Below are 17,797 nucleotides of genomic sequence, written 5' to 3'. Positions count from 1 at the left end.
TCAGCCGAGAACGTCGATCGGCTCCGCGTCCGCGAACGAACGCAGCGTCTCGGGATCGATCGGAAACACCGCCTCCGGCGTGCCCGCGGCCGCCCAGACCGTGTCGAACTCGAGCAACGTCTCGTCCATCACGACGGGTACCGCCCGATCGTGACAGAACGGCGGTACGCCGCCGATCGACCAGCCGAGTTCCCCTTTGATACGGTCGGCATCGGCCATCGAGACGGCGTCGGGATCGGTCCCGAAGTATGTAGCGAGGGCGGCCTCGCTGACGCGGTTCGCACCGCTGGTCACCGACACCACGAGGTCGCCGTCGACGTCGAACGCGAGCGAACTCGCGATCTGTGCGACGTCGCAGCCGACCGCCGCCGCGGCGTCGGCCGCCGTCTTCGTCCCCTCCGGAAACTCCTCGACGGCGGGTTCGAACCCGTAGCTCTCTCGAGCGGCCTCACTGAAGCTCTCTGCGCGCGGGTGCATCGGTCGGAACCATGCTGGCAGCCGTAGAAAAGGTGGTGATCCTCAACGCTCGAGACAAACCGCCAGTCGAACACCGTCGAGCCGTCGATAGCCGCAGTGAGGCTCGCGGACGACGTCGAACGTCTCGAAGCGGATCACCAGCCGTCCGGGGTCGATCGTCGCGCGCAGAATCGGGCCGCGGCTCGTGATCGCGACGTACGGCGGGGCGGCGACCGGCGGCGCCGATAGCTCGTGGCCCGTCGCCTCCACGGCGTCGGCGAGGACGAGGGGCAACTTCGCGAGCAGCCCCGTCGACTCGAGGTGTGACTCGAGGGGGCCGACGACCCGTTCGCGCTCCGGTACCTGCGAGCGCTTCCACGGGTCGGTAACCTTGTCGGCACAGTAGTCGATTCCGTCGAGCACGGCCACGTGATCGGACTGGATTCGGCGGCGGGCCGCTCGAGCCGGATGTGACACACTCCCGAGTGTGCCGGCAACGCACAAAGGTCTCCCGACTCCGAGCGGTCGCCACCGGTTACGAGTCACGAGACTCGCTGACGGTTCCGATTTTCAGCGTCTCCACCCGGCGCAGCACGGTCGACAGCGCCTGGCGCCACGGCGGCTCCTCCAGGTACTCGAGCTCGCGCCGCAGTTCCTCGTTCTCGCGTTCGAGCCGATGCACCGCCGTCGCGAGCTGGTCGGTGCGGCTCTCGAGTCGGTTTCGGCGCGTGCGCTGGGCCTCGAGGTCGTTTCTGAGTTGATCACGCTCGCGAGCGATCCGATCGCGCTGCTCGGCGACCTGCTCGAGTTCGCGCTCGCGGGTGACCTGTCGCGGAGGGACCGACTCGAGGTCTCCTTCGAGAACGAGTCGACCCGAGGTGGTGGCGTTGACGACCGCGCCGGCGAGCAACAGCAGGCCACCGAAGTAGAGCCACGTCAGGAGCAGCAGGATGGCACCGATCGCGTCGGCGGATTCGGAACCGGCGGCGATGGCGACGTACACCTGAAACAGCGCCTGGAGCGCGGCCCAGCCGACGGCGGCGACGAGGACGCCCGGAAGGACCTCCCGGAGCGTCACCTCGACGTTCGGGAAGAAGTAGTACATCGGGTAGAACGCGATCGTGAACCCGACGACGAGCAACAGCGGGTTGATGAGCCCGAGAAACGGCACGTCAGGGAGGAACGCGAACGCGACGGTGGCGGTCCCCGCCGCGAGCACGGCGAGTCCGAGCGCGCCGAACACGATGAGGGCGTCGCGGAGATCCCCCAGAAAGGAGCTCTCGCTCGCCGAGTCGTAGATCTCGGAGAACGCGGTGTCGAGCCCGCGGAAGATCTTCAGCGACCCCCACAGCAGGATCACCAGTCCGATGATCGACGTCCCGGTCGTCGCCGCGGAGTCAGCGATCGACTCCTCGAGCAGCTGCTGACCGCTCTCGGGGAGAACGCCCTCCGTAATGTCCGCGACCTGCGCCGCGAGCTGTTCGTCGCCGACGATCGTGACGAGAAAGAACACGAGGACGAGCAACGGAATGAGCGAAACGAACGCCTGATAGGCGATGCTCGCCGCCATGAACGGGACGTTCTTCTCCTGGATCCCCGCGACGACCTGCCTGGCGGTCGATACCACTGATCGGTCCTCGGAACTCATAGTGGATACACGCGGAGGCGGCCGATAATGAATCTGCTTGCACGAGGTGTGGCGACAGGGAAACTACCGGCGATCCGCGAGGAAGGCGTCGACCGCCTCCCGCGACGGGAGCGCCGTCATCGCTCCCGCGCCGGTCGTCGCCGTCGCCGCGACGGCGCTCGCGAACGACAGCGCGTCCTCGAGCCCCCGCCCCTCCTGCAGGGCGAGGATCGACCCGGCGACGAAGGCGTCCCCCGCGCCGGTCGTGTCGACCACGTCGACGTCGTAGCCGCGGTGGTCTGCAGTTCCCGGCCACGGTGAGCCCTCGCTCCCGACCGCAATCGCCCCCTCGCTCCCCCGGGTGACGAGAACGGTGTGGGGACCGGCCGTCTCGAGGACATCCTGCGCGATCTCGCGGGGGGAGTCACCCGTGAAGCCGAGCGTCTCGAGTTCCTCGAGCGTCGCCTTGCAGACGTCGACGAACTCGAGAGTTTCCCGGCAGACCTCCCGGAACGTCCGCCCGTCGGGCCACAGCTCCGGCCGGGCGTTCGGGTCGAACGAGACGGTACACTCGTTCTCGGCGGCCCGTCCGAGCAGGTCGAGCGTCGCCTCCCTCGAGGTGCCGCTGGCGAGCGAAACGCCCCCCGCGTGGACCCACGAGAGCGATTCCAGCACCTCGTCGCCGACCGTTCCCGGCTCGAGTCGGGTGTCTGCGGTGTCCTCGCGGTAGAACGAGAAGGTTCGGTCGCCGCGCTCGTCGTGGGTCACGAACGCGAGGGTGGTCTGTGCGTCCGGGTCGCGCTCGAGGAAGCGGTCGGGGACGTTCTCCGAGATGAGGGTCTCCTCGAGAAAGCGGCCGAACGGATCGTCGCCGACGCGGGTCCAGAACAGCGGCGGGGTCTCGAGCCGGGAGAGGGCGACGGCGACGTTCGCGGGCGCGCCACCGGGGCGGCGTTCGAACCCCTCGACCTCGGATAGCGGGCCGGGCCGCTCCGGCAGGAAGTCGATCAGCGTCTCGCCGGCGACCAGCACGTCCGTCATCGTCGGCAACTGGGCGGCTGATGGTGTTAGTTCTTCGCCCTTCCGATCATCGAAGGGACACCACTCCGTGAGAACACGATCAGAACGGAGCCACGAGTTCCTCGTACGCGATGGACGCCAGCGTTCGTGCCGCGTATACGGCGGGGATCTATTGCGCGAAGTTTTCGCAAATAGAAAAGATTGTTTTGCCAGAGGAGAATAGTTCCTTAGCGAAGTAGGTACTCTTAATATGCGAAAGCAGTAACGATCCGACGATGACCAGGTCCAACCAGGAGTGGTGGCCGAATCAGTTGAACTTACAGATTCTCGACCAGAACGCCCGCCAGGCCGATCCGATGGGCGAGGAGTTCGACTACGCCGAGGAGTTCCAGAAGCTCGACCTCGAGGAGGTGAAGGCGGACATCGAGGACGTATTGACGACGTCCCAGGAGTGGTGGCCGGCCGATTACGGTCACTACGGGCCGTTGATGATTCGAATGGCGTGGCACAGCGCCGGTACCTACCGTACCAGCGACGGCCGCGGCGGTGCCGCGGGTGGCACCCAGCGCTTTGCGCCCCTCAACAGCTGGCCGGACAACGCGAACCTGGACAAGGCGCGCCGACTGCTCTGGCCGGTCAAACAGAAGTACGGCCGCAGCCTCTCGTGGGCCGACCTGCTCGTCCTGTCCGGAAACGTCGCCCTCGAGTCGATGGGATTCGAGACGTTCGGCTTCGCCGGCGGACGCGAGGACGCCTACGAACCCGACGAAGCCGTCGACTGGGGTCCCGAAGACGAGTGGGAAGCCTCCGAGCGCTTCGACGAGGAGGACGCACTCGAGGGCGGACTTGCCGCAACCGTGATGGGGCTCATCTACGTGAACCCGGAGGGACCGGACGGGAACCCCGATCCGGAGTGGTCCGCGGAACGAATCCGCGAGTCGTTCGGCGAGATGGCGATGAACGACGAGGAGACCGCCGCGCTCATCGCTGGCGGCCACACCTTCGGGAAGGTCCACGGCGCCGCCAATCCCGACGACCACGTCGGTCCAGAGCCCGAGGCGGCACCGATCGAGCAACAGGGCTTCGGCTGGGAGAGCAGCCACGGCTCCGGCAAAGGGGCCGACACGATCACCAGCGGGATCGAAGGCCCGTGGAGCGCCACGCCGACGATGTGGGACACGAGCTACCTCGACAATCTGCTCGACCACGAGTGGGAGCCCGAGACGGGTCCCGGCGGTGCGGTGCAGTGGACCGCGAAAGACGGCGCCCTCGACGGCGTCGCACCGGGCACCGAGGACTCCTCCGAGAAGGAGGACGTGATGATGCTGACGACGGACGTCGCCCTGAAACGGGATCCGGAGTACCGCGAGATCATCGAGCGATTCCGGGAGGACCCCCGGGAGTTCCAGGACGCCTTCGCGAAGGCGTGGTACAAGCTCATTCACCGCGACATGGGTCCGCCGTCCCGACTGCTCGGCCCGGAGGTTCCCGACGAGGAGATGCTCTGGCAGGATCCACTCCCCAACGTCGACCACGACCTGATCGGCGAGGAGGAGACCGCCGACCTCAAAGCGGAGCTGCTCGACTCGGAGCTCTCCGTTTCTCAGCTGGTCAAAACTGCCTGGGCGGCAGCGTCGACCTACCGCGACAGCGACAAGCGCGGCGGCGCAAACGGTGCCCGCATCCGCCTCGAGCCCCAGAAGAGCTGGGAAGTCAACGAGCCCGACGAGCTAGCGAGCGTTCTCTCGACGCTCGAGAGAATTCAAGAGGAGTTCAACGGCTCGCGGTCCGACGACGTGCGCGTCTCACTCGCCGACCTGATCGTGCTGGGCGGCAACGCGGCCGTCGAGCAGGCGGCGGCCGACGCCGGCTACGACGTTGAGGTTCCGTTCGAACCGGGTCGGACCGAGGCCTCGCAGGAACAGACAGACGTCGACTCCTTCGAGGTGCTCGAGCCTGAGGTCGACGGGTTCCGGAACTACCTCGGAAACGGCCACGAGGAGCCGGCCGAGGAGTTGCTGGTCGACAAGGCCGACCTCCTCGATCTGACGGCCCCCGAGATGACGGTGCTGGTCGGCGGCATGCGCGCACTCGACGCGAACTACAACGACTCGGATCTCGGCGTCTTCACCGATCGGCCGGGAACGCTGACCAACGACTTCTTCGTCAACCTGCTCGATATGGACTACGAGTGGGAGAGTTCAGAGGAGTCCCAGGATATCATGGGATGGGAGGCACCAGAGGACGCCCAGGCGATCTACGAGGTACGCGACCGCGAGACGGGCGACGTCGAGTGGCGAGCGACCCGCTTCGACCTCGTCTTCGGGTCGAACGCCCGGCTTCGCGCCATCGCCGACGTCTACGCCTCCGACGACGCCGAGGAGAAGTTCGTGCGTGACTTCGTCGATACGTGGGACAAAGTGATGAGTCTCGATCGCTTCGATCTCGAGTAATCTCGAATCGTCTTTTCTGTTCTGCTCGTTCTCCCTACTCCGAGTCCGTCTCGGCCGCCGGATCGAACCGCTCGAACCAGCCGGTGAGTTCCTCGAGCCGGTGGATCGCACGCTCGGGGTTGGCGATCGCGTGGTGTTCGTCGGGGTAAACGACCAGGCGAGCGGGCACGCCGCGCTTTCTGACGCTCACGTAGAGCTGTTCGGCCTGGGAGGGCGCACAGCGCCAGTCCTCGCCGCCGGCGGTGAGCAGCAAAGGGGTGTCGATCGCCGCAGCGTCGTCGATGCTCGAGATTTCGTCGTAAACCTCGGGGTTCTCCCACGGGAGTCCGAAGTCGTTTTCCCACCAGACGTGACAGTCGTCGGTGCCGAACGCCGAGTACATGTCGTAGACGCCGTGTTCGGCGGCTGCGGCGGCGAAGCGGTCGCTCCGGGTGACGGCGTAGCCGGTGAGGATCCCGCCCTGAGAGAAGCCGGTGCAGAACAGTCTGTCGGGATCGGCCCACCCCCGGTCGACGAGTTCGTCGACACCTGCGAGGACGTCCGCGACCTCCCCACCGTTCCAGACGCCGTCCAGCGTCTCGCAGAACGCTCGGCCGTACGAGGTGCTGCCGCGGTAGTTCGGCTCGAGGACGAGGTAGCCGCGACTCGTCCAGTACGCGGTGGAGAACTCGAAGCCGGGTTCGTCGTACGCCATCGGCCCCCCGTGGATCGAGAGGATCACCGGCCGCGGATCCGGCTCGTGAGGGTCGAACGAGGCCGGCGCGTGAAGCATCGCCTCGATCCCCGTGCCGTCGTCACTCTCGTAGCGCAGTCGCCGGCAGGTCGGCGTTTCCCAGCGCTCGAGTTCGGTCTCGTTGAGCGCGGTGAGGCGGGTGAGCGCCGGCTCGTCGGACTCGAGGTCGTCGGCTTTCAGGGCGAAGAGGTCGATCCCCTCGTCCGACCGATCGAGGACGACGGCGAGCGTTCCGGCGGCGTGATCGAGTCCGGCGAGCGCCCGGTCCCGGCCCTGTGCGTCGAAAACTCGCTCGGCACCGCCGTCGGCTGCGGCGCAAACGAGACGCGTCCACCCCTCGTCGCCGACCGGGATCACCAGCGTCTCGCCGTTCAGCCACCGGGGGGCGCCGCTGCGGGCGATCGTCCGGTCGAGGTCGCCCGTCACCGACCAGTACGTCTCGAGGTCGGAAACGTACGCTTCCGGGGGATTGTACCAGTTGTCCGGGTCGCTGCCGACGAACGAGAGGCGGTCGCCGTCCGGCGACCAGACCGGACTCGAGGCCGAAAGCGTCGAATCGGTCACCCGCTCGAGACCGGTCCCGTCCGGCGAGATTGCGTACAGATCCGTCACGTAGGTGTCGTCGGGTTCGTCGGTCCGGTTCGAGCAGAACGCGATCCGCCCGCCGTCTGGAGACCACCGCGGCTGGAGGCCGCCCCGGTGGGCGACCAGGCCGCCGCCGTCGTGAGCGTCCTCGAGTTTGCGGGTCTCGCGGCTCTCACAGTCGACGACGAACAGGTAGGTACGGACGGTATCGAGCCAGCCGCTCCCGTCGTACTTGTGCTGGAGGCGCTCGGTTTCGATCGGGCCGCCCTCCTCTCGCTGCTCGAGGTACGCTCGCTGGTCGTCGGTCGGGTCGCGGGCAGCGACGACGACCCGCTCGCCGTCGGGCGCCCAGTCGAAGTCGTCGACCCCCTCCTCGAAGGTCGTCACCTGCCGGGCGTCGCCGCCGTACTCGAGGGCGAACGTCCACAGTTGCGTTTTCGGTTCGTCGCTCGAATCGGAGTCGTCGGGGTCGCCGTCGTCGCTCGAGTCGGATTCGCCGTTCGTCTCGGGTTCCCCGTCTCTGGTTCCGGAGAGCGTGAGCCCGAGATCCTCCTCTCGAGTAGCGAGCACCCCCAGTCTCGAGCCGTCGGGGCTGAACCGCGGCGAGTGCGCCCCGCTGGCGCGGGTGAGCCGGTGTGGGTCGTCGGTTCCGCCAGTTGGAACGACGAACACCGAGCGGTGCGTTTCGTCTTCCGCCAGGTCGAACTCCTGCGCGACGAACGCGGCGAGTTCGCCGTTCGGCGAGAGCGTTACCTCGGTGATTGTCGCGTACTCGGCGTACGCTTCGGTCGGGATCGCTCCGTTCTCGAGAGCAGAGTCCATACCGCAACTCGGGGAGCGAGCCACCTTGAGCGTCCGGACCCCGGTGAAACAGGTCGCCGGGGGGGTGCGCGGAACCAACATCTTTTTAGTTTTAGGCCCGCCTAAGATCATTCGATGGACGTTCCCGCCAGGAAAGAGAACGAACAGTCGGTCGACGATCGCGAGCGGACGGACTCGCTCGTGACCAGCCACGAGACGAGCCCCGGCAAGGTCGTGTTCACCGAACGGAATAATACCGACGGCTGGATCGCGACCGACGTCACGGTCGACCTCGAGCCCTGAGCCGGCTCTGGTCTTCGCGTACGAAAAATACCGCCCGAATACTGCCGCCTTCCTTGCTCAGTGCGTCGCTTCTTCGAGCACGAGCGTTTCGTCCTCGAGGTAGTGTTCGATGTGGTGGGCGTCCTCCTCGATGATCACGAGGTTCTCGCGCAGGATTTCGGCGGTCGCGTAGTCGCCGAGGTTGTTCGCGAGTTCGATGCTGTCGCGCATCGACTCGATGATGTCGCCGTACATCTCGAGGTCGTTGTCCATCATGGTCCGGATGTCGTAGACGTCCTCACCCTCGAACTCGACCGTTGCGCGCTCTTCCAGGTTCGACGGCCCGGAGACGGGGACGCCGCCGAGCGCCTGAGCGCGCTCTGCGATGACGTCAGCGCCTTCTTCGATGTGTTCGTACGCTTCCTCAAAGAAGAGGTGCAGGTCGCGGAACTCCGCTCCCTCGACCACCCAGTGGTGCTTTTTCAGCTGGTGGTAGAGTACGTAGGCGTTCGCGAGTTCGGAGTTCAGCGCGTCGACGATCTGTTCGGCCTTCTCTCGATCGAGTCGGAGCCGGTTCTCCTCGACGGTGTCTGCCTGCTGACGGACGGTTTTCTGAGTACTCATCTCGCTAGTCGCTACACCGCCGTTCCTCTTAAATGTTTCCCGGCACAGAATTTTTGTTCTCTTTTCGCAAAGATTATTTTCATAGATGTCGTTTCGCCGGACAGCAGAGCCACTACTCGAGTCGTCAGTTCGGAGAACAGTTGATCTCGCCACCCTGTTTTTTCACCCTTGAGTAAATATTTTCAGTGAGGCGCCCGTAGCCCCGTGTATGTCAACCAGCATCGCACAGCGGAGAGAACGGATTTACATCGACGGCGAGTGGCTCGAGACCGAAAACAGCCTGTCGGTGACGGATCTCGCCGATGGCGGTATCTTCGCGGCCGTCGCGGCAGCGGGTCCAGAGCACGCCCGGACGGCGCTCGCGGCCGCCCACGAGATCAAGCCCGAACTGCGCCAGACGACCGTCGTCGAGCGCGCGAAGTGGTGTGAAGAGATCGCCGAGGGGCTTCGCGAGCGCGAGGAAGAACTAGCGGAGATCATCGTCCGCGAGGCTGGCAAACCGATCTCCTCGGCCCGCGGCGAGGTCGGCTCCGCGGCCGAGCGCTTCGATCGGGCGGCCGAGGAGGCCCGCAACATCGTCAGCAAGGGCGAGTTCCGCGAGGGCTCGACCGAGGGCCACGAGGGGTGGAACGCCATCGTCAAACACGAGCCGATCGGTGCGGTGGTCTGCATCACGCCGTACAACTACCCGCTGGCGACGACCGCGCTCCAGGTCGCTCCCGCGCTCGCCGCGGGCAACAGCGTGCTGCTCAAGCCCGCGAGCAACACGCCGATCTCGGCGGCGATCCTCGCCGACGTCATCGCCGACGTCGACGGCATCCCGGACGGCGCGTTCAACTTCGTCCCCGGCAGCGCGAGTGAGATCGGTGACGTGCTCTCGAGCGACGACCGCGTCAACGCCATCGCGATGACCGGCTCCTCGGGCGCCGGCAAGCACGTCGCCCGCGAGAGCGGCATGGTCAACCTGCACATGGAACTGGGCGGCAACGCCCCCGCGATCGTCTTCGACGACGCGAACCTCGAGGAGGTCGCCGGCGCGTGTACCAAGGGCTCGCTCAAGTACGCCGGCCAGCGCTGCTCGGCGATCTCGCGCGTGCTCGCCCACGAGTCCGTACACGACGAGCTGGTCGACCGGATCGACGACGAGATGCGAACCTGGCAGGCCGGCGACCTCTTCGACGAGGAGACCGCCTTCGGCCCGCTCATCAGCGAAGACCAGGCCGACTGGGTCGAAGAACTCGTCGAGGACGCCGTCGAGAAGGGCGCGGACCTCGTTCGGGGTGGCGAGCGCCACGCCCCCGAGGGCGTGCCCGAGGAACTCGCCAGCCAGTTCTTCGAGCCGACGTTGCTCGCGAACGTCCCCCACGACGCTCGAATCGTCGACGAGGAGCAGTTCGGCCCCGTCGCCGTCGTCACGACCTTCGAGGACCGCGAGGAGGCGATTCGAATCGCGAACGGCTCGGATCTCGCGCTCGACGCCGCGGTGTTCACCACCGACTACAACCGCGCGATGGAGGTCGCCGACCGCGTCGACGCCGGCGCGGTCCGCATCAACGGCGCGCCATCCCACGGCCTCGGCGACGTCCCCTTCGGCGGCAACAAGGATTCGGGTATCGGCCGCGAGGGCCTCGACGCCTCGATCCACGAGATGATGCGCAAGAAGAGCATCATCCTCTAACTGCGGCCCGATTCTCACGCTCTACCGGTTTCTGTCGCCCTCCGCACACCGAGAGCGATCAGGCTTCGCTTTGCTCTTCATCGACTTCAGCGAAAAGATACCAGGCACCGATCATCGCGATCAAGAAGAGCGCCCCCAGACCGACTCGGATGGCGGTTTCCTCGATTCCCGTCGCCTCGGCGCGGACGAGCGCGGCGGCCCAACCCCCGAGCAGCACGGAGAAGCCGGTCGCCGCGACGATCATTATCAGTAGCCGATCGGTCGGGATATCCATTGCCGAACGTTCGGCTCGAGTCTCGGTAAACGACACACCTGCATGGGCCACGTTCGTTCCGTTTCGCGGGTGAGTGGCGGGGTCGACGCCGTCTCCGATCGTTCGGGTGGGATTCGACCCAGCATTCAGTACCGAAGCCGTGGTACCGGGGGTATGGAGTTCGACGTGATCCACGGAGACATCGCAGCCCAGGAGGCCGACGCGCTGGTCAATGCCGCCGGAACGAGCCTGCGAATGGGATCGGGCGTCGCGGGCGCGCTCAGGCGCGCCGCCGGCGACGAACTCAACGAGGAGGCGACGGCGATGGGGCCGGTCGACCTCGGCGACGCGGCCGTCACCGACGCCTACGACCTCGAGGCAGAGTACGTGATCCACGCCGCGGCGATGCCCCACGACGGCGACGGGCACGCCACCGCCGAGAGCATCCGTGACGCGACCCGGAACGCCCTCGAGGCGGCCGACGAACGTGGTTGCGAGTCGCTCGTCCTGCCGGCGCTCGGCTGCGGCGTCGCTGGGTTCGACCTCGAGGAGGGTGCGGCGATCATCGGCGAGACGGTCGAAGAGTACGAACCGTCGTCGCTCTCGGACGTTCGCTTCGTCGCCTACAGCGACGAGGAGTACGAGGCGGTGCGGCGGGCGGCGCTCGAGTGAACGTGGGTGGCTCGAGAGCGGTGATGGGAGACTCGAGAATCGCGTCGTGACGACCGTGGTCGTGGTACCACGACCCTCGCAAGCGTTATCCCTGCACTCCCTCTACATTTGTTCGTAATGGCAAACGGTAAAGTTGATTTCTTCAACGACACAGGCGGCTACGGTTTCATTTCGACGGACGACGCGGACGATGACGTATTCTTCCACATGGAGGACGTTGGCGGTCCGGACCTCGAAGAAGGCACAGAGATCGAATTCGATATCGAACAGGCCCCCAAGGGTCCCCGCGCGACGAACGTCGTCCGCAACTAATCCGATTTCACCGTCGCCTGGCGGCGACCGTGGATGACGTCACATTTTACGAGACTCAGACGCCCAGTCAGTACCGCACTCGATCGAGTACGTTCGTATCGAGCGGTAGCTGCCTCCGGTTCCGATCGCGTTCCTGAACCCGATCCCGTTCAGGACAGGGACAGGTCGTGAATCTCCACGGAGTCGCCCTTCTCGACGCGGCCGATGACGCGGCCGTCGGTCTCTGCGACGAGCGACTCGGCGTCCGCCTCCGGCAGTGCGAGGACGAACCCGGTTCCCATGTTGAACGTCCGGTACATCTCCTCGTCCGAGACCGACCCCTCCTCCTGGACAAACTCGAAGATCGGCTGCGCGGGGAGCGGGTCGTCGATCACGTAGCGTCGCTCACCCATCCGCGAGAGGTTCGTCCAGCCGCCACCGGTGACGTGGGCGGCCGCGTGCACGTCGTACTCGCGCATCGACTCCAGCAGCCCCGTGTAAATCCGGGTCGGCCGCAGCAGCTCCTCGCCGATCGTCACCTCGGGGTCGAGCGGGAACTCGTCGGTGTACTCGTGGTCTCGAGTCACCGCCTCGCGGGCCAGCGTGAGCCCGTTCGAGTGAATCCCGTTCGAGGCGAACCCGACAAGTGCATCGCCGGCCTGGGCCTCGCCCTCGAGCACTTCGTCCTTCCCCGCCAGCCCGGCGCAGGTCCCCGCGAGGTCGAAGCCGTTGATGACTTCGGGCATCACGGCCGTCTCACCCCCGAGGAGGGTGAGGTCGGCCCGCTCGAGGCCCACCGCGAGCCCCTGGCCGATTTCGTTCGTGAGCCGGTCGTCGGGCTCGTCGATCGCGAGGTAGTCAACGAACGCGACCGGTTCGACGCCGGCGGCGACGAGGTCGTTCGCGTTCATCGCGATGCAGTCGATACCGATGGTCGAGAAGTCCGCGAGCGCCTCCGCGACCATCAGTTTCGTGCCAACCCCGTCGGTCGCCAGCGCGAGGTAGCGATCCCCGATGTCGAGTAAGCCGGCGTACTCCGTGGTGAGATCGGAGCCGAACGCCTCGAGCAGCGCGGCCGTGGCGTCCTCGCTGGCCTCGATGTCGACGCCGGTTCCGGCGTAGGTGAGTTCCTCGTCGTCTCCGTCGGTCATGCCTGAACGACCTCGTGGGGCCGGCAAAAGAACACCGGTCCGCCGCGGGCAGTCGGACTCGAGGTCGGCCGGGGGTCGTCCAAACGGATGGCCGCTCGGACCGACAGAATTTTGCGACGGTCAGATCACGTTCGGGACATGATCGAGTTCCTAATCGGTGCAGTCCTGCTGTTTTGCGTTCTCTGGCTGGCCGTCTACTCCGGGACGAAAGCCGCCCTGCGATCGTTCTTCCGGCGCGAGTACTACGACCTCGAAGACGATGCCGGGCGACGAAACGAGGAGTCGTGAACGGCCGTCGGTCGCTCGGTTCGCGATACGCCGCGCGGTTCACCAGAGACCGAACAGCACCACGAAACCGGCGAGGACGGCCACGCTCGGCACGAAGACGAGGACGAAGACGCCCTTGTGCCACTGCCAGACGGATTTGCCGTCGAGCGGCCCGAACGGGATCATGTTGAACGCGGCCAGGAAGAGGTTTATCAGCACGCCCATGTGGCCGATCTGCTCGACCAGCGCGACGTCGACCCCCAGCACCGATGGGGCGAACATGATCGGGAGGAACAGCAGCGCGAGCGCGTGGTTGGTCAGCGGCCCCGCCAGCGCGATCAGGCCGTTCTCCCGGTAGGTGATCCGGCCGCGGTGGTAGACCGCGCCGGGGGCGGCGAAGAGGAAACCGACGAGCGCGCTCATGATCGCCAGAAACAGCATCCCGTAGTCGGCGCGGAACTCCGCGACCTGCCCAAAGCGGATCGCGACCACCTTGTGGGCGAGTTCGTGCAACAGGAAGGCGATCCCCACGGTGACGAAACTCAGCCCCGTCAGGACGAGAAATCCTTCGAGGTCGAACTGCCCCCCGGCCGGCGGATCGAGAAACAGCGCAAAGGCGACGCTCAGCGCGATCCAGGCGACGGCGAGATCGAACAGTTCGCGGTTGCTGAACTCGAGGGGCGACCCCTGCTGGGACTGCGTTCGGTAGCTCATCGGATCAACTCGAGGAGCTGCTCCAGGCTCATCTGTGCGCCCCGGATCAGTTCGCCCATCAGGGCGTCGACGCCGCCGATGTCGGTCGCCAGCCACGGCAGGACCACGAGCGGGAACAGCAGCGTCGCGATCATGCTGCCGACGTTCGTCAGCGCGACGATCATAATGAGTCGAAAGAGCGGGACGTTGAACATCTCCTCGAGCGCGTCACCGAGAGGTCGTTCGGTATCGCCGATGATCTCGTTCAGCGACTGGATGTCGCCGACGTTGACCGGCCGGTGTTTGAGTTCGACGTAGCCGGCGAACCAGCCCGGCGCGAGCAGCGGGTTGATGCTGGTGAGCCAGGCGACGGCGCCGCCGACGCCCGCGCTGGTCCAGCGAGCGCCCGCCAGCCGGGCGAGGGTGAACGCGAAGATCCCGTTGAACAGGAACCAGGCGGCGAACAGCTGTAACAGGAAGGTGTTCTGCACCCCGGCCATGATCAGCAGGAAGAAGAAGCCGATGAAGCCGACCATGACGAGGTAGCCGAAGATCTTCAGCGGCGAGAACCGCCGGCCGGAGTCGGTCCCGGTGATCGACTCGAGCGGCGGCAGCGTCTCTGGGTTCTCGAGGTAGGCGTCGATGCCGGCTTTGTGACCGGCGCCGACGACCGCGAGGACGTTGTACCCCTGTTCGCGCAGCGTGTGGACCTTGTGGGCGATGTAGGCGTCCCGTTCGTCGATCAGGGCGTTGGCCCCCCGGGGACTGAACCGCCGGAACTCCTCCATCATGGCGGCGACGACGTCGCCGTCGGTCATCTCCTCGATATCGATCTCGTCTAAGTCGTCGACGTCCTCGGTGACCGCGTCGACGATGGAGCCGAACAGGAAGCCGAGCGTCGCCCCGATTCCGACCCCAGCGAGTACGCCGACCAGCCCGCGAATCGAGAGCGCGCCGGCGTTCTCGAAGGTCGCCACCGACAGCGGTCCGAGGAAGGTTTCCGTCGCGACGAGAGCGAGAGCGCCCCCGATCCCCAGGAGGGCGCCGAAGGCAACCCGTAGCGTAAACCCGTTAACGAGTCCGCCGGAGTACTTCTCTGGCGTCTCGAAGGAGGGCAAAAAGAGCAGTCCGATAAACAGCCCGCCGACGGCACCGTAGCCGACTGCGCCGACGTACTGGAGCGTCGCCGGGTCAGTGATCCCGAACGTGAGCAGTTCGCCGAGGCCCAGCAGCGGTGCGAGGAAGGCTGCGAAAACGAGGCCGACGAACAGGCCGGCTGCGGCGCCGAATCCGACGGAAATCGTCCGTGGATCGGTCACGCCGAGGGCGAGTCCGCCGACCATCTTCAGCTTCTCGGAGAACGAGAGGCGCGCCCAGAAGCGTTGCATCGTCACCTGGATGTCCCGGTCGACCAGGGCGACCCCGTGACCGTTGGCCTGGGCGGTTTCGATCGCCGCTTTCATGTCCGCGCCGGGTTCGATGTCGAACTTCTCGCCCAGCCGCGACTGAACGTACGAGAGCATCCAGTACGCCAGGAACTGGAACACCGTATTCCCGCTCAGGAGGTCTCGAGCCTCGATGTCCTCCGGCGCGCCGCCTTGCATCTGCCGATAGCGTCCCTCGTCGAGTTCGACGGCGACGACGTCCGGGCGTTCTGCCTCGATAGTTTCGTTGACCTCCTCGACGCTCGCCTGGGAGACGTGTGCCGTGCCGAGAACGGTGACTGAACCGCGCTCGCGCTCCGGCGGATCGGGCGGCTCCGGAACGCTCGCGTCACCTGCATCACTCATTATCGGCTCAACACGTTCCCGGCTTTTACCAGTATCGAAGCATAGAGGGGGTGTCGGATTCGCCGACACCGTTCACGACTCCCCGTCCAGCGGTGTGTGAGAAGACTGATTGCCGCCCTCTCGTAATCTCCGGCGATGACCGACCTGATGGAGACGTTCATCGAGAACCGCGAGATGGTCCAGCCCAACCACGCGAACATGCTCGAGACCGCCCACGGGGGCAACGTCATGAAGTGGATGGACGAGATCGGTGCGATGTCGGCGATGCGCTTTTCCGGAGAAACCTGCGTCACCGCCCGCGTCGACCAGATGAACTTCGAACGGCCGATCCCCGTCGGCGACACCGCCTTCATCGAATCCTACGTCTACGAGGCGGGGCGCTCGAGCGTCAAGGTCCGCCTGCGAACCTACCGCGAGGACCTGCGGACCCGCGAGCGCGAGAAGACGACCGAGTCCTACTTCGTCTTCGTCGCTATCGACGAGGATCGCCAGCCGACGACGGTGCCAGAGCTGACGGTGAGCACCGAAGAGGGGCGCCGGCTCCGCGAGGAGGCGCTGGCGAACGAGGACGACGGTCGGTAGGAAACCGGCTCCGCCGAAGTCGTGTGGGAATATTCATTTCTATCGAGAAGAAGCGGTCGAACACCATCAGAAACGCATATGCTGTAGACGATCGTTGAATTCGATCGCATGACGGGGTCCATAGTCAGAGCGGAGGACGCGAGTCAGGGCGAGTTCCAGGGCGTGAGCTTCGACGTGCTCGCGGTCGGGGAGGAGTCGATGGTAACGAAGATGCACTTCGAGGAGGGAAACGACGTGCCGGCCCACAGTCACGAGAGCGAGCAGAGCGGCTACGTCGTCTCGGGTCGCTACCGACTTCGGTTCGGCGACCGCGACGAAACCATCGAAGCCGGTGACAGCTACTCGATTCCCGGAACCGTCGAACACAGCTACGAGGTCCTCGAGTCCGGCACCGTTATCGACGTGTTCTCCCCGCCACGGGAAGAGTTTCTGTGAGCCGCGTCAGGGCCGGAGCAGTCCGTCGGTTTCGGACACTCGCGAAACCGTCTTCCTCTCGCATTCGGCGAGTCGGTTCCGTTCCGCAGACTCGAGTGCGGGATCGGAGACTACCGCTGCGGCCGGCGGGGGGTGAGCCGAGCAGTGACGAACGTTCGGGTTCGGTTATCCAGCGAGATAGTCGTGCTAGCGAGTTGAAACGCAATACGCCGACGAGCAGGACGGACTCGCCACTACTCCGTACGAGGTGAGAAACGTGAGTGCAGTCGGACGAGCGGCCGCCACGGTTCGAGGGGGCGAACGCGGACGACCGGAACCGTCACGTTAGTCGAACCGGATCCGTTCCGCCCGCGGGTCGAGTTCGACCCGCCCGCCGATCGGAATCGGCGTCGTGGGCCAGGTGTGACCGAAGTCGACGTTCTGGACGACCGGCGCGTCCGGGTTATACTCCGCGAAGACGCTCGAAATTACCTCGCGCTGGCGGTTTCGATACCGGTCGCGCCACTCCGGTTCGCGATCCTCGCGGTGCGAGCGCGCGGCCGGCCGACCCACGAGCACCCCCGAAAACCGCTCGAGCAGCCCCCGCTCGCCGAGCGCTCTGAGGACGCCGGCGACCCACTCGGGGTCGGGGACCTCCTCGCTCGTCTCGAGGGCAAGGACGGCACCCTCGAGGTCGTTTTCGTCGGGCAGATACCGACCTGCGAGGAACTGCTGGTCGAGGATTTCCAGGCAGCCGCCCCAGACCCGTCCCGCGCCGGAGTCGGCGCCGCCGGACCACGACCAGCCGGGGTTTTGTTCCGTCGTTCGTGGCTCCTCGAGCGAGTCGGGGTCCGCCCAGTCGCCCGGCTCGTCCGTGAACCGCTCGGCGGGTCGAAGCTCGCCGAATGAGTCGGCGAAGAACGCCCGTTCCGTGTACTCGACAGTGTGGTCGAACATCGCGCCGTCCATCGCGAGTTCCGTCAGAACGCACGGACCGTAGAAGGAGACGATACCGAGCTTCCAGAGGTAGAGTGTGAGGTTCGTGTTGTCGCTGTAGCCGTAGAACCGCGTCGGGTTCTCCCGGAGGGCGTCGGGCTCGAGGTGGTCCAGTATCCGGATCTGGTCGTTGCCCCCGATGACGGCGATCACGCCCCGGATCTCGGGATCCGCGAAGGCGTCCATCACGTCGGCCGCCCGCTCCTCGGGGTGGCCGTAGAGGTAGTCGGCGTCCCGGCCGACGGTGGGATACTCGACCGGCTCGAGGTCGAACGCGTCCCGCAGGCGCTCGAGGCCGAGTTCGTAGACGTGCGGGCACTCGACCGCGGAGTTCGAGGCGGGCGCGATCACGGCGATGCGGTCGCCGCGCTCGAGCGGCGGCGGGGTGACGAACTCCTGCATGGTCGGGGCTCTCGCGGCGATAAAAAG

19 protein-coding genes are annotated in these 17,797 nt (G+C 66.0%); 8 read left to right on the top strand and 11 right to left on the bottom strand.

The features are described from left to right. The 4 genes from AC6I6S_RS00895 to AC6I6S_RS00880 all read right to left on the bottom strand — a co-directional run bounded on the left by AC6I6S_RS00895 (position 1) and on the right by AC6I6S_RS00880 (position 3,124). Positions 1-477: a YbaK/EbsC family protein gene (locus AC6I6S_RS00895; protein WP_497947833.1), complete on the bottom strand. Its 477-nt coding sequence runs from the start codon at positions 475-477 to the stop codon at positions 1-3. A gap of 42 nt (positions 478-519) precedes the next feature. Next, positions 520-933 (bottom strand): DUF7988 family protein, encoded by a 414-nt coding sequence (locus tag AC6I6S_RS00890; RefSeq protein ID WP_497947832.1) that lies wholly within the window; start codon positions 931-933, stop codon positions 520-522. Between the two features lie 58 nt (positions 934-991). Continuing rightward, a complete protein-coding gene (locus AC6I6S_RS00885; protein WP_497947831.1) occupies positions 992-2,104 on the bottom strand; it encodes a YihY/virulence factor BrkB family protein in 1,113 nt (370 codons plus the stop codon). Positions 2,105-2,167: 63 nt separating this feature from the next. Beyond that, positions 2,168-3,124 carry a carbohydrate kinase family protein gene (locus tag AC6I6S_RS00880; RefSeq protein ID WP_497947830.1) on the bottom strand — a complete coding sequence of 319 codons (957 nt, stop codon included), beginning with the start codon at positions 3,122-3,124 and terminating at the stop codon, positions 2,168-2,170. A gap of 254 nt (positions 3,125-3,378) precedes the next feature. On the opposite strand from AC6I6S_RS00880, the gene katG reads away from it, so the two are divergent. Further along, positions 3,379-5,556, top strand: coding sequence for a catalase/peroxidase HPI (gene katG / locus AC6I6S_RS00875; RefSeq protein WP_497947829.1), 2,178 nt, complete (start codon positions 3,379-3,381; stop codon positions 5,554-5,556). A 34-nt stretch (positions 5,557-5,590) separates the two neighbouring features. Here katG and AC6I6S_RS00870 read toward each other — a convergent pair whose 3' ends face one another. Next, a complete protein-coding gene (locus tag AC6I6S_RS00870) occupies positions 5,591-7,696 on the bottom strand; it encodes a S9 family peptidase (RefSeq protein WP_497947828.1) in 2,106 nt (701 codons plus the stop codon). A 114-nt stretch (positions 7,697-7,810) separates the two neighbouring features. Here AC6I6S_RS00870 and AC6I6S_RS00865 point away from each other — a divergent pair, with 114 nt between their 5' ends. Next, positions 7,811-7,978 (top strand): hypothetical protein, encoded by a 168-nt coding sequence (locus tag AC6I6S_RS00865; RefSeq protein WP_497947827.1) that lies wholly within the window; start codon positions 7,811-7,813, stop codon positions 7,976-7,978. A 57-nt stretch (positions 7,979-8,035) separates the two neighbouring features. Here AC6I6S_RS00865 and dpsA read toward each other — a convergent pair whose 3' ends face one another. Next, a complete protein-coding gene (gene dpsA / locus AC6I6S_RS00860; protein WP_497947826.1) occupies positions 8,036-8,581 on the bottom strand; it encodes a DNA starvation/stationary phase protection protein DpsA in 546 nt (181 codons plus the stop codon). A gap of 208 nt (positions 8,582-8,789) precedes the next feature. Between dpsA and AC6I6S_RS00855 the strand changes: the two genes are divergently transcribed. Continuing rightward, positions 8,790-10,259 (top strand): aldehyde dehydrogenase family protein, encoded by a 1,470-nt coding sequence (locus tag AC6I6S_RS00855; protein ID WP_497947825.1) that lies wholly within the window; start codon positions 8,790-8,792, stop codon positions 10,257-10,259. Positions 10,260-10,317: 58 nt separating this feature from the next. Here AC6I6S_RS00855 and AC6I6S_RS00850 read toward each other — a convergent pair whose 3' ends face one another. Further along, a complete protein-coding gene (locus AC6I6S_RS00850; protein ID WP_497947824.1) occupies positions 10,318-10,533 on the bottom strand; it encodes a hypothetical protein in 216 nt (71 codons plus the stop codon). A 153-nt stretch (positions 10,534-10,686) separates the two neighbouring features. On the opposite strand from AC6I6S_RS00850, the gene AC6I6S_RS00845 reads away from it, so the two are divergent. Together AC6I6S_RS00845 and AC6I6S_RS00840 are read left to right on the top strand one after the other, a co-directional pair. Next, positions 10,687-11,184 (top strand): macro domain-containing protein, encoded by a 498-nt coding sequence (locus AC6I6S_RS00845; RefSeq protein ID WP_497947823.1) that lies wholly within the window; start codon positions 10,687-10,689, stop codon positions 11,182-11,184. A gap of 117 nt (positions 11,185-11,301) precedes the next feature. After that, complete coding sequence (locus AC6I6S_RS00840; RefSeq protein WP_263019051.1) at positions 11,302-11,496, top strand: cold-shock protein; 195 nt, start codon at positions 11,302-11,304, stop codon at positions 11,494-11,496. Positions 11,497-11,645: 149 nt separating this feature from the next. On the opposite strand, the gene purM is transcribed toward AC6I6S_RS00840, so the two are convergent. Next, on the bottom strand, positions 11,646-12,626 hold the full coding sequence (gene purM / locus AC6I6S_RS00835) for a phosphoribosylformylglycinamidine cyclo-ligase (protein WP_497947822.1): 981 nt from the start codon (positions 12,624-12,626) through the stop codon (positions 11,646-11,648). Positions 12,627-12,764: 138 nt separating this feature from the next. Here purM and AC6I6S_RS00830 point away from each other — a divergent pair, with 138 nt between their 5' ends. Next, on the top strand, positions 12,765-12,914 hold the full coding sequence (locus AC6I6S_RS00830) for a hypothetical protein (RefSeq protein ID WP_497947821.1): 150 nt from the start codon (positions 12,765-12,767) through the stop codon (positions 12,912-12,914). A gap of 39 nt (positions 12,915-12,953) precedes the next feature. On the opposite strand, the gene AC6I6S_RS00825 is transcribed toward AC6I6S_RS00830, so the two are convergent. Next, positions 12,954-13,607: a zinc metalloprotease gene (locus tag AC6I6S_RS00825; RefSeq protein WP_497947820.1), complete on the bottom strand. Its 654-nt coding sequence runs from the start codon at positions 13,605-13,607 to the stop codon at positions 12,954-12,956. Then, a complete protein-coding gene (locus tag AC6I6S_RS00820; RefSeq protein WP_497947819.1) occupies positions 13,604-15,376 on the bottom strand; it encodes a TraB/GumN family protein in 1,773 nt (590 codons plus the stop codon). The genes AC6I6S_RS00825 and AC6I6S_RS00820 overlap by 4 nt, the downstream gene beginning before the upstream one ends. A 135-nt stretch (positions 15,377-15,511) precedes the next feature. Between AC6I6S_RS00820 and AC6I6S_RS00815 the strand changes: the two genes are divergently transcribed. Together AC6I6S_RS00815 and AC6I6S_RS00810 are read left to right on the top strand one after the other, a co-directional pair. Beyond that, positions 15,512-15,958, top strand: a complete 447-nt coding sequence (locus AC6I6S_RS00815) for an acyl-CoA thioesterase (protein WP_497947818.1) — start codon at positions 15,512-15,514, stop codon at positions 15,956-15,958. A gap of 108 nt (positions 15,959-16,066) precedes the next feature. After that, positions 16,067-16,393, top strand: coding sequence for a cupin domain-containing protein (locus tag AC6I6S_RS00810; protein ID WP_497947817.1), 327 nt, complete (start codon positions 16,067-16,069; stop codon positions 16,391-16,393). Positions 16,394-16,717: 324 nt separating this feature from the next. Here AC6I6S_RS00810 and AC6I6S_RS00805 read toward each other — a convergent pair whose 3' ends face one another. Next, positions 16,718-17,770 carry a S66 family peptidase gene (locus AC6I6S_RS00805; protein WP_497947816.1) on the bottom strand — a complete coding sequence of 351 codons (1,053 nt, stop codon included), beginning with the start codon at positions 17,768-17,770 and terminating at the stop codon, positions 16,718-16,720. Between the last annotated feature and the right edge of the window lie 27 nt (positions 17,771-17,797).

The organism is Natrononativus sp. DTA114 (assembly GCF_059736515.1).
The sequence above is the reverse complement of the archived record's forward strand: the minus strand, read 5'-3'. Positions and strand labels throughout refer to the sequence as shown.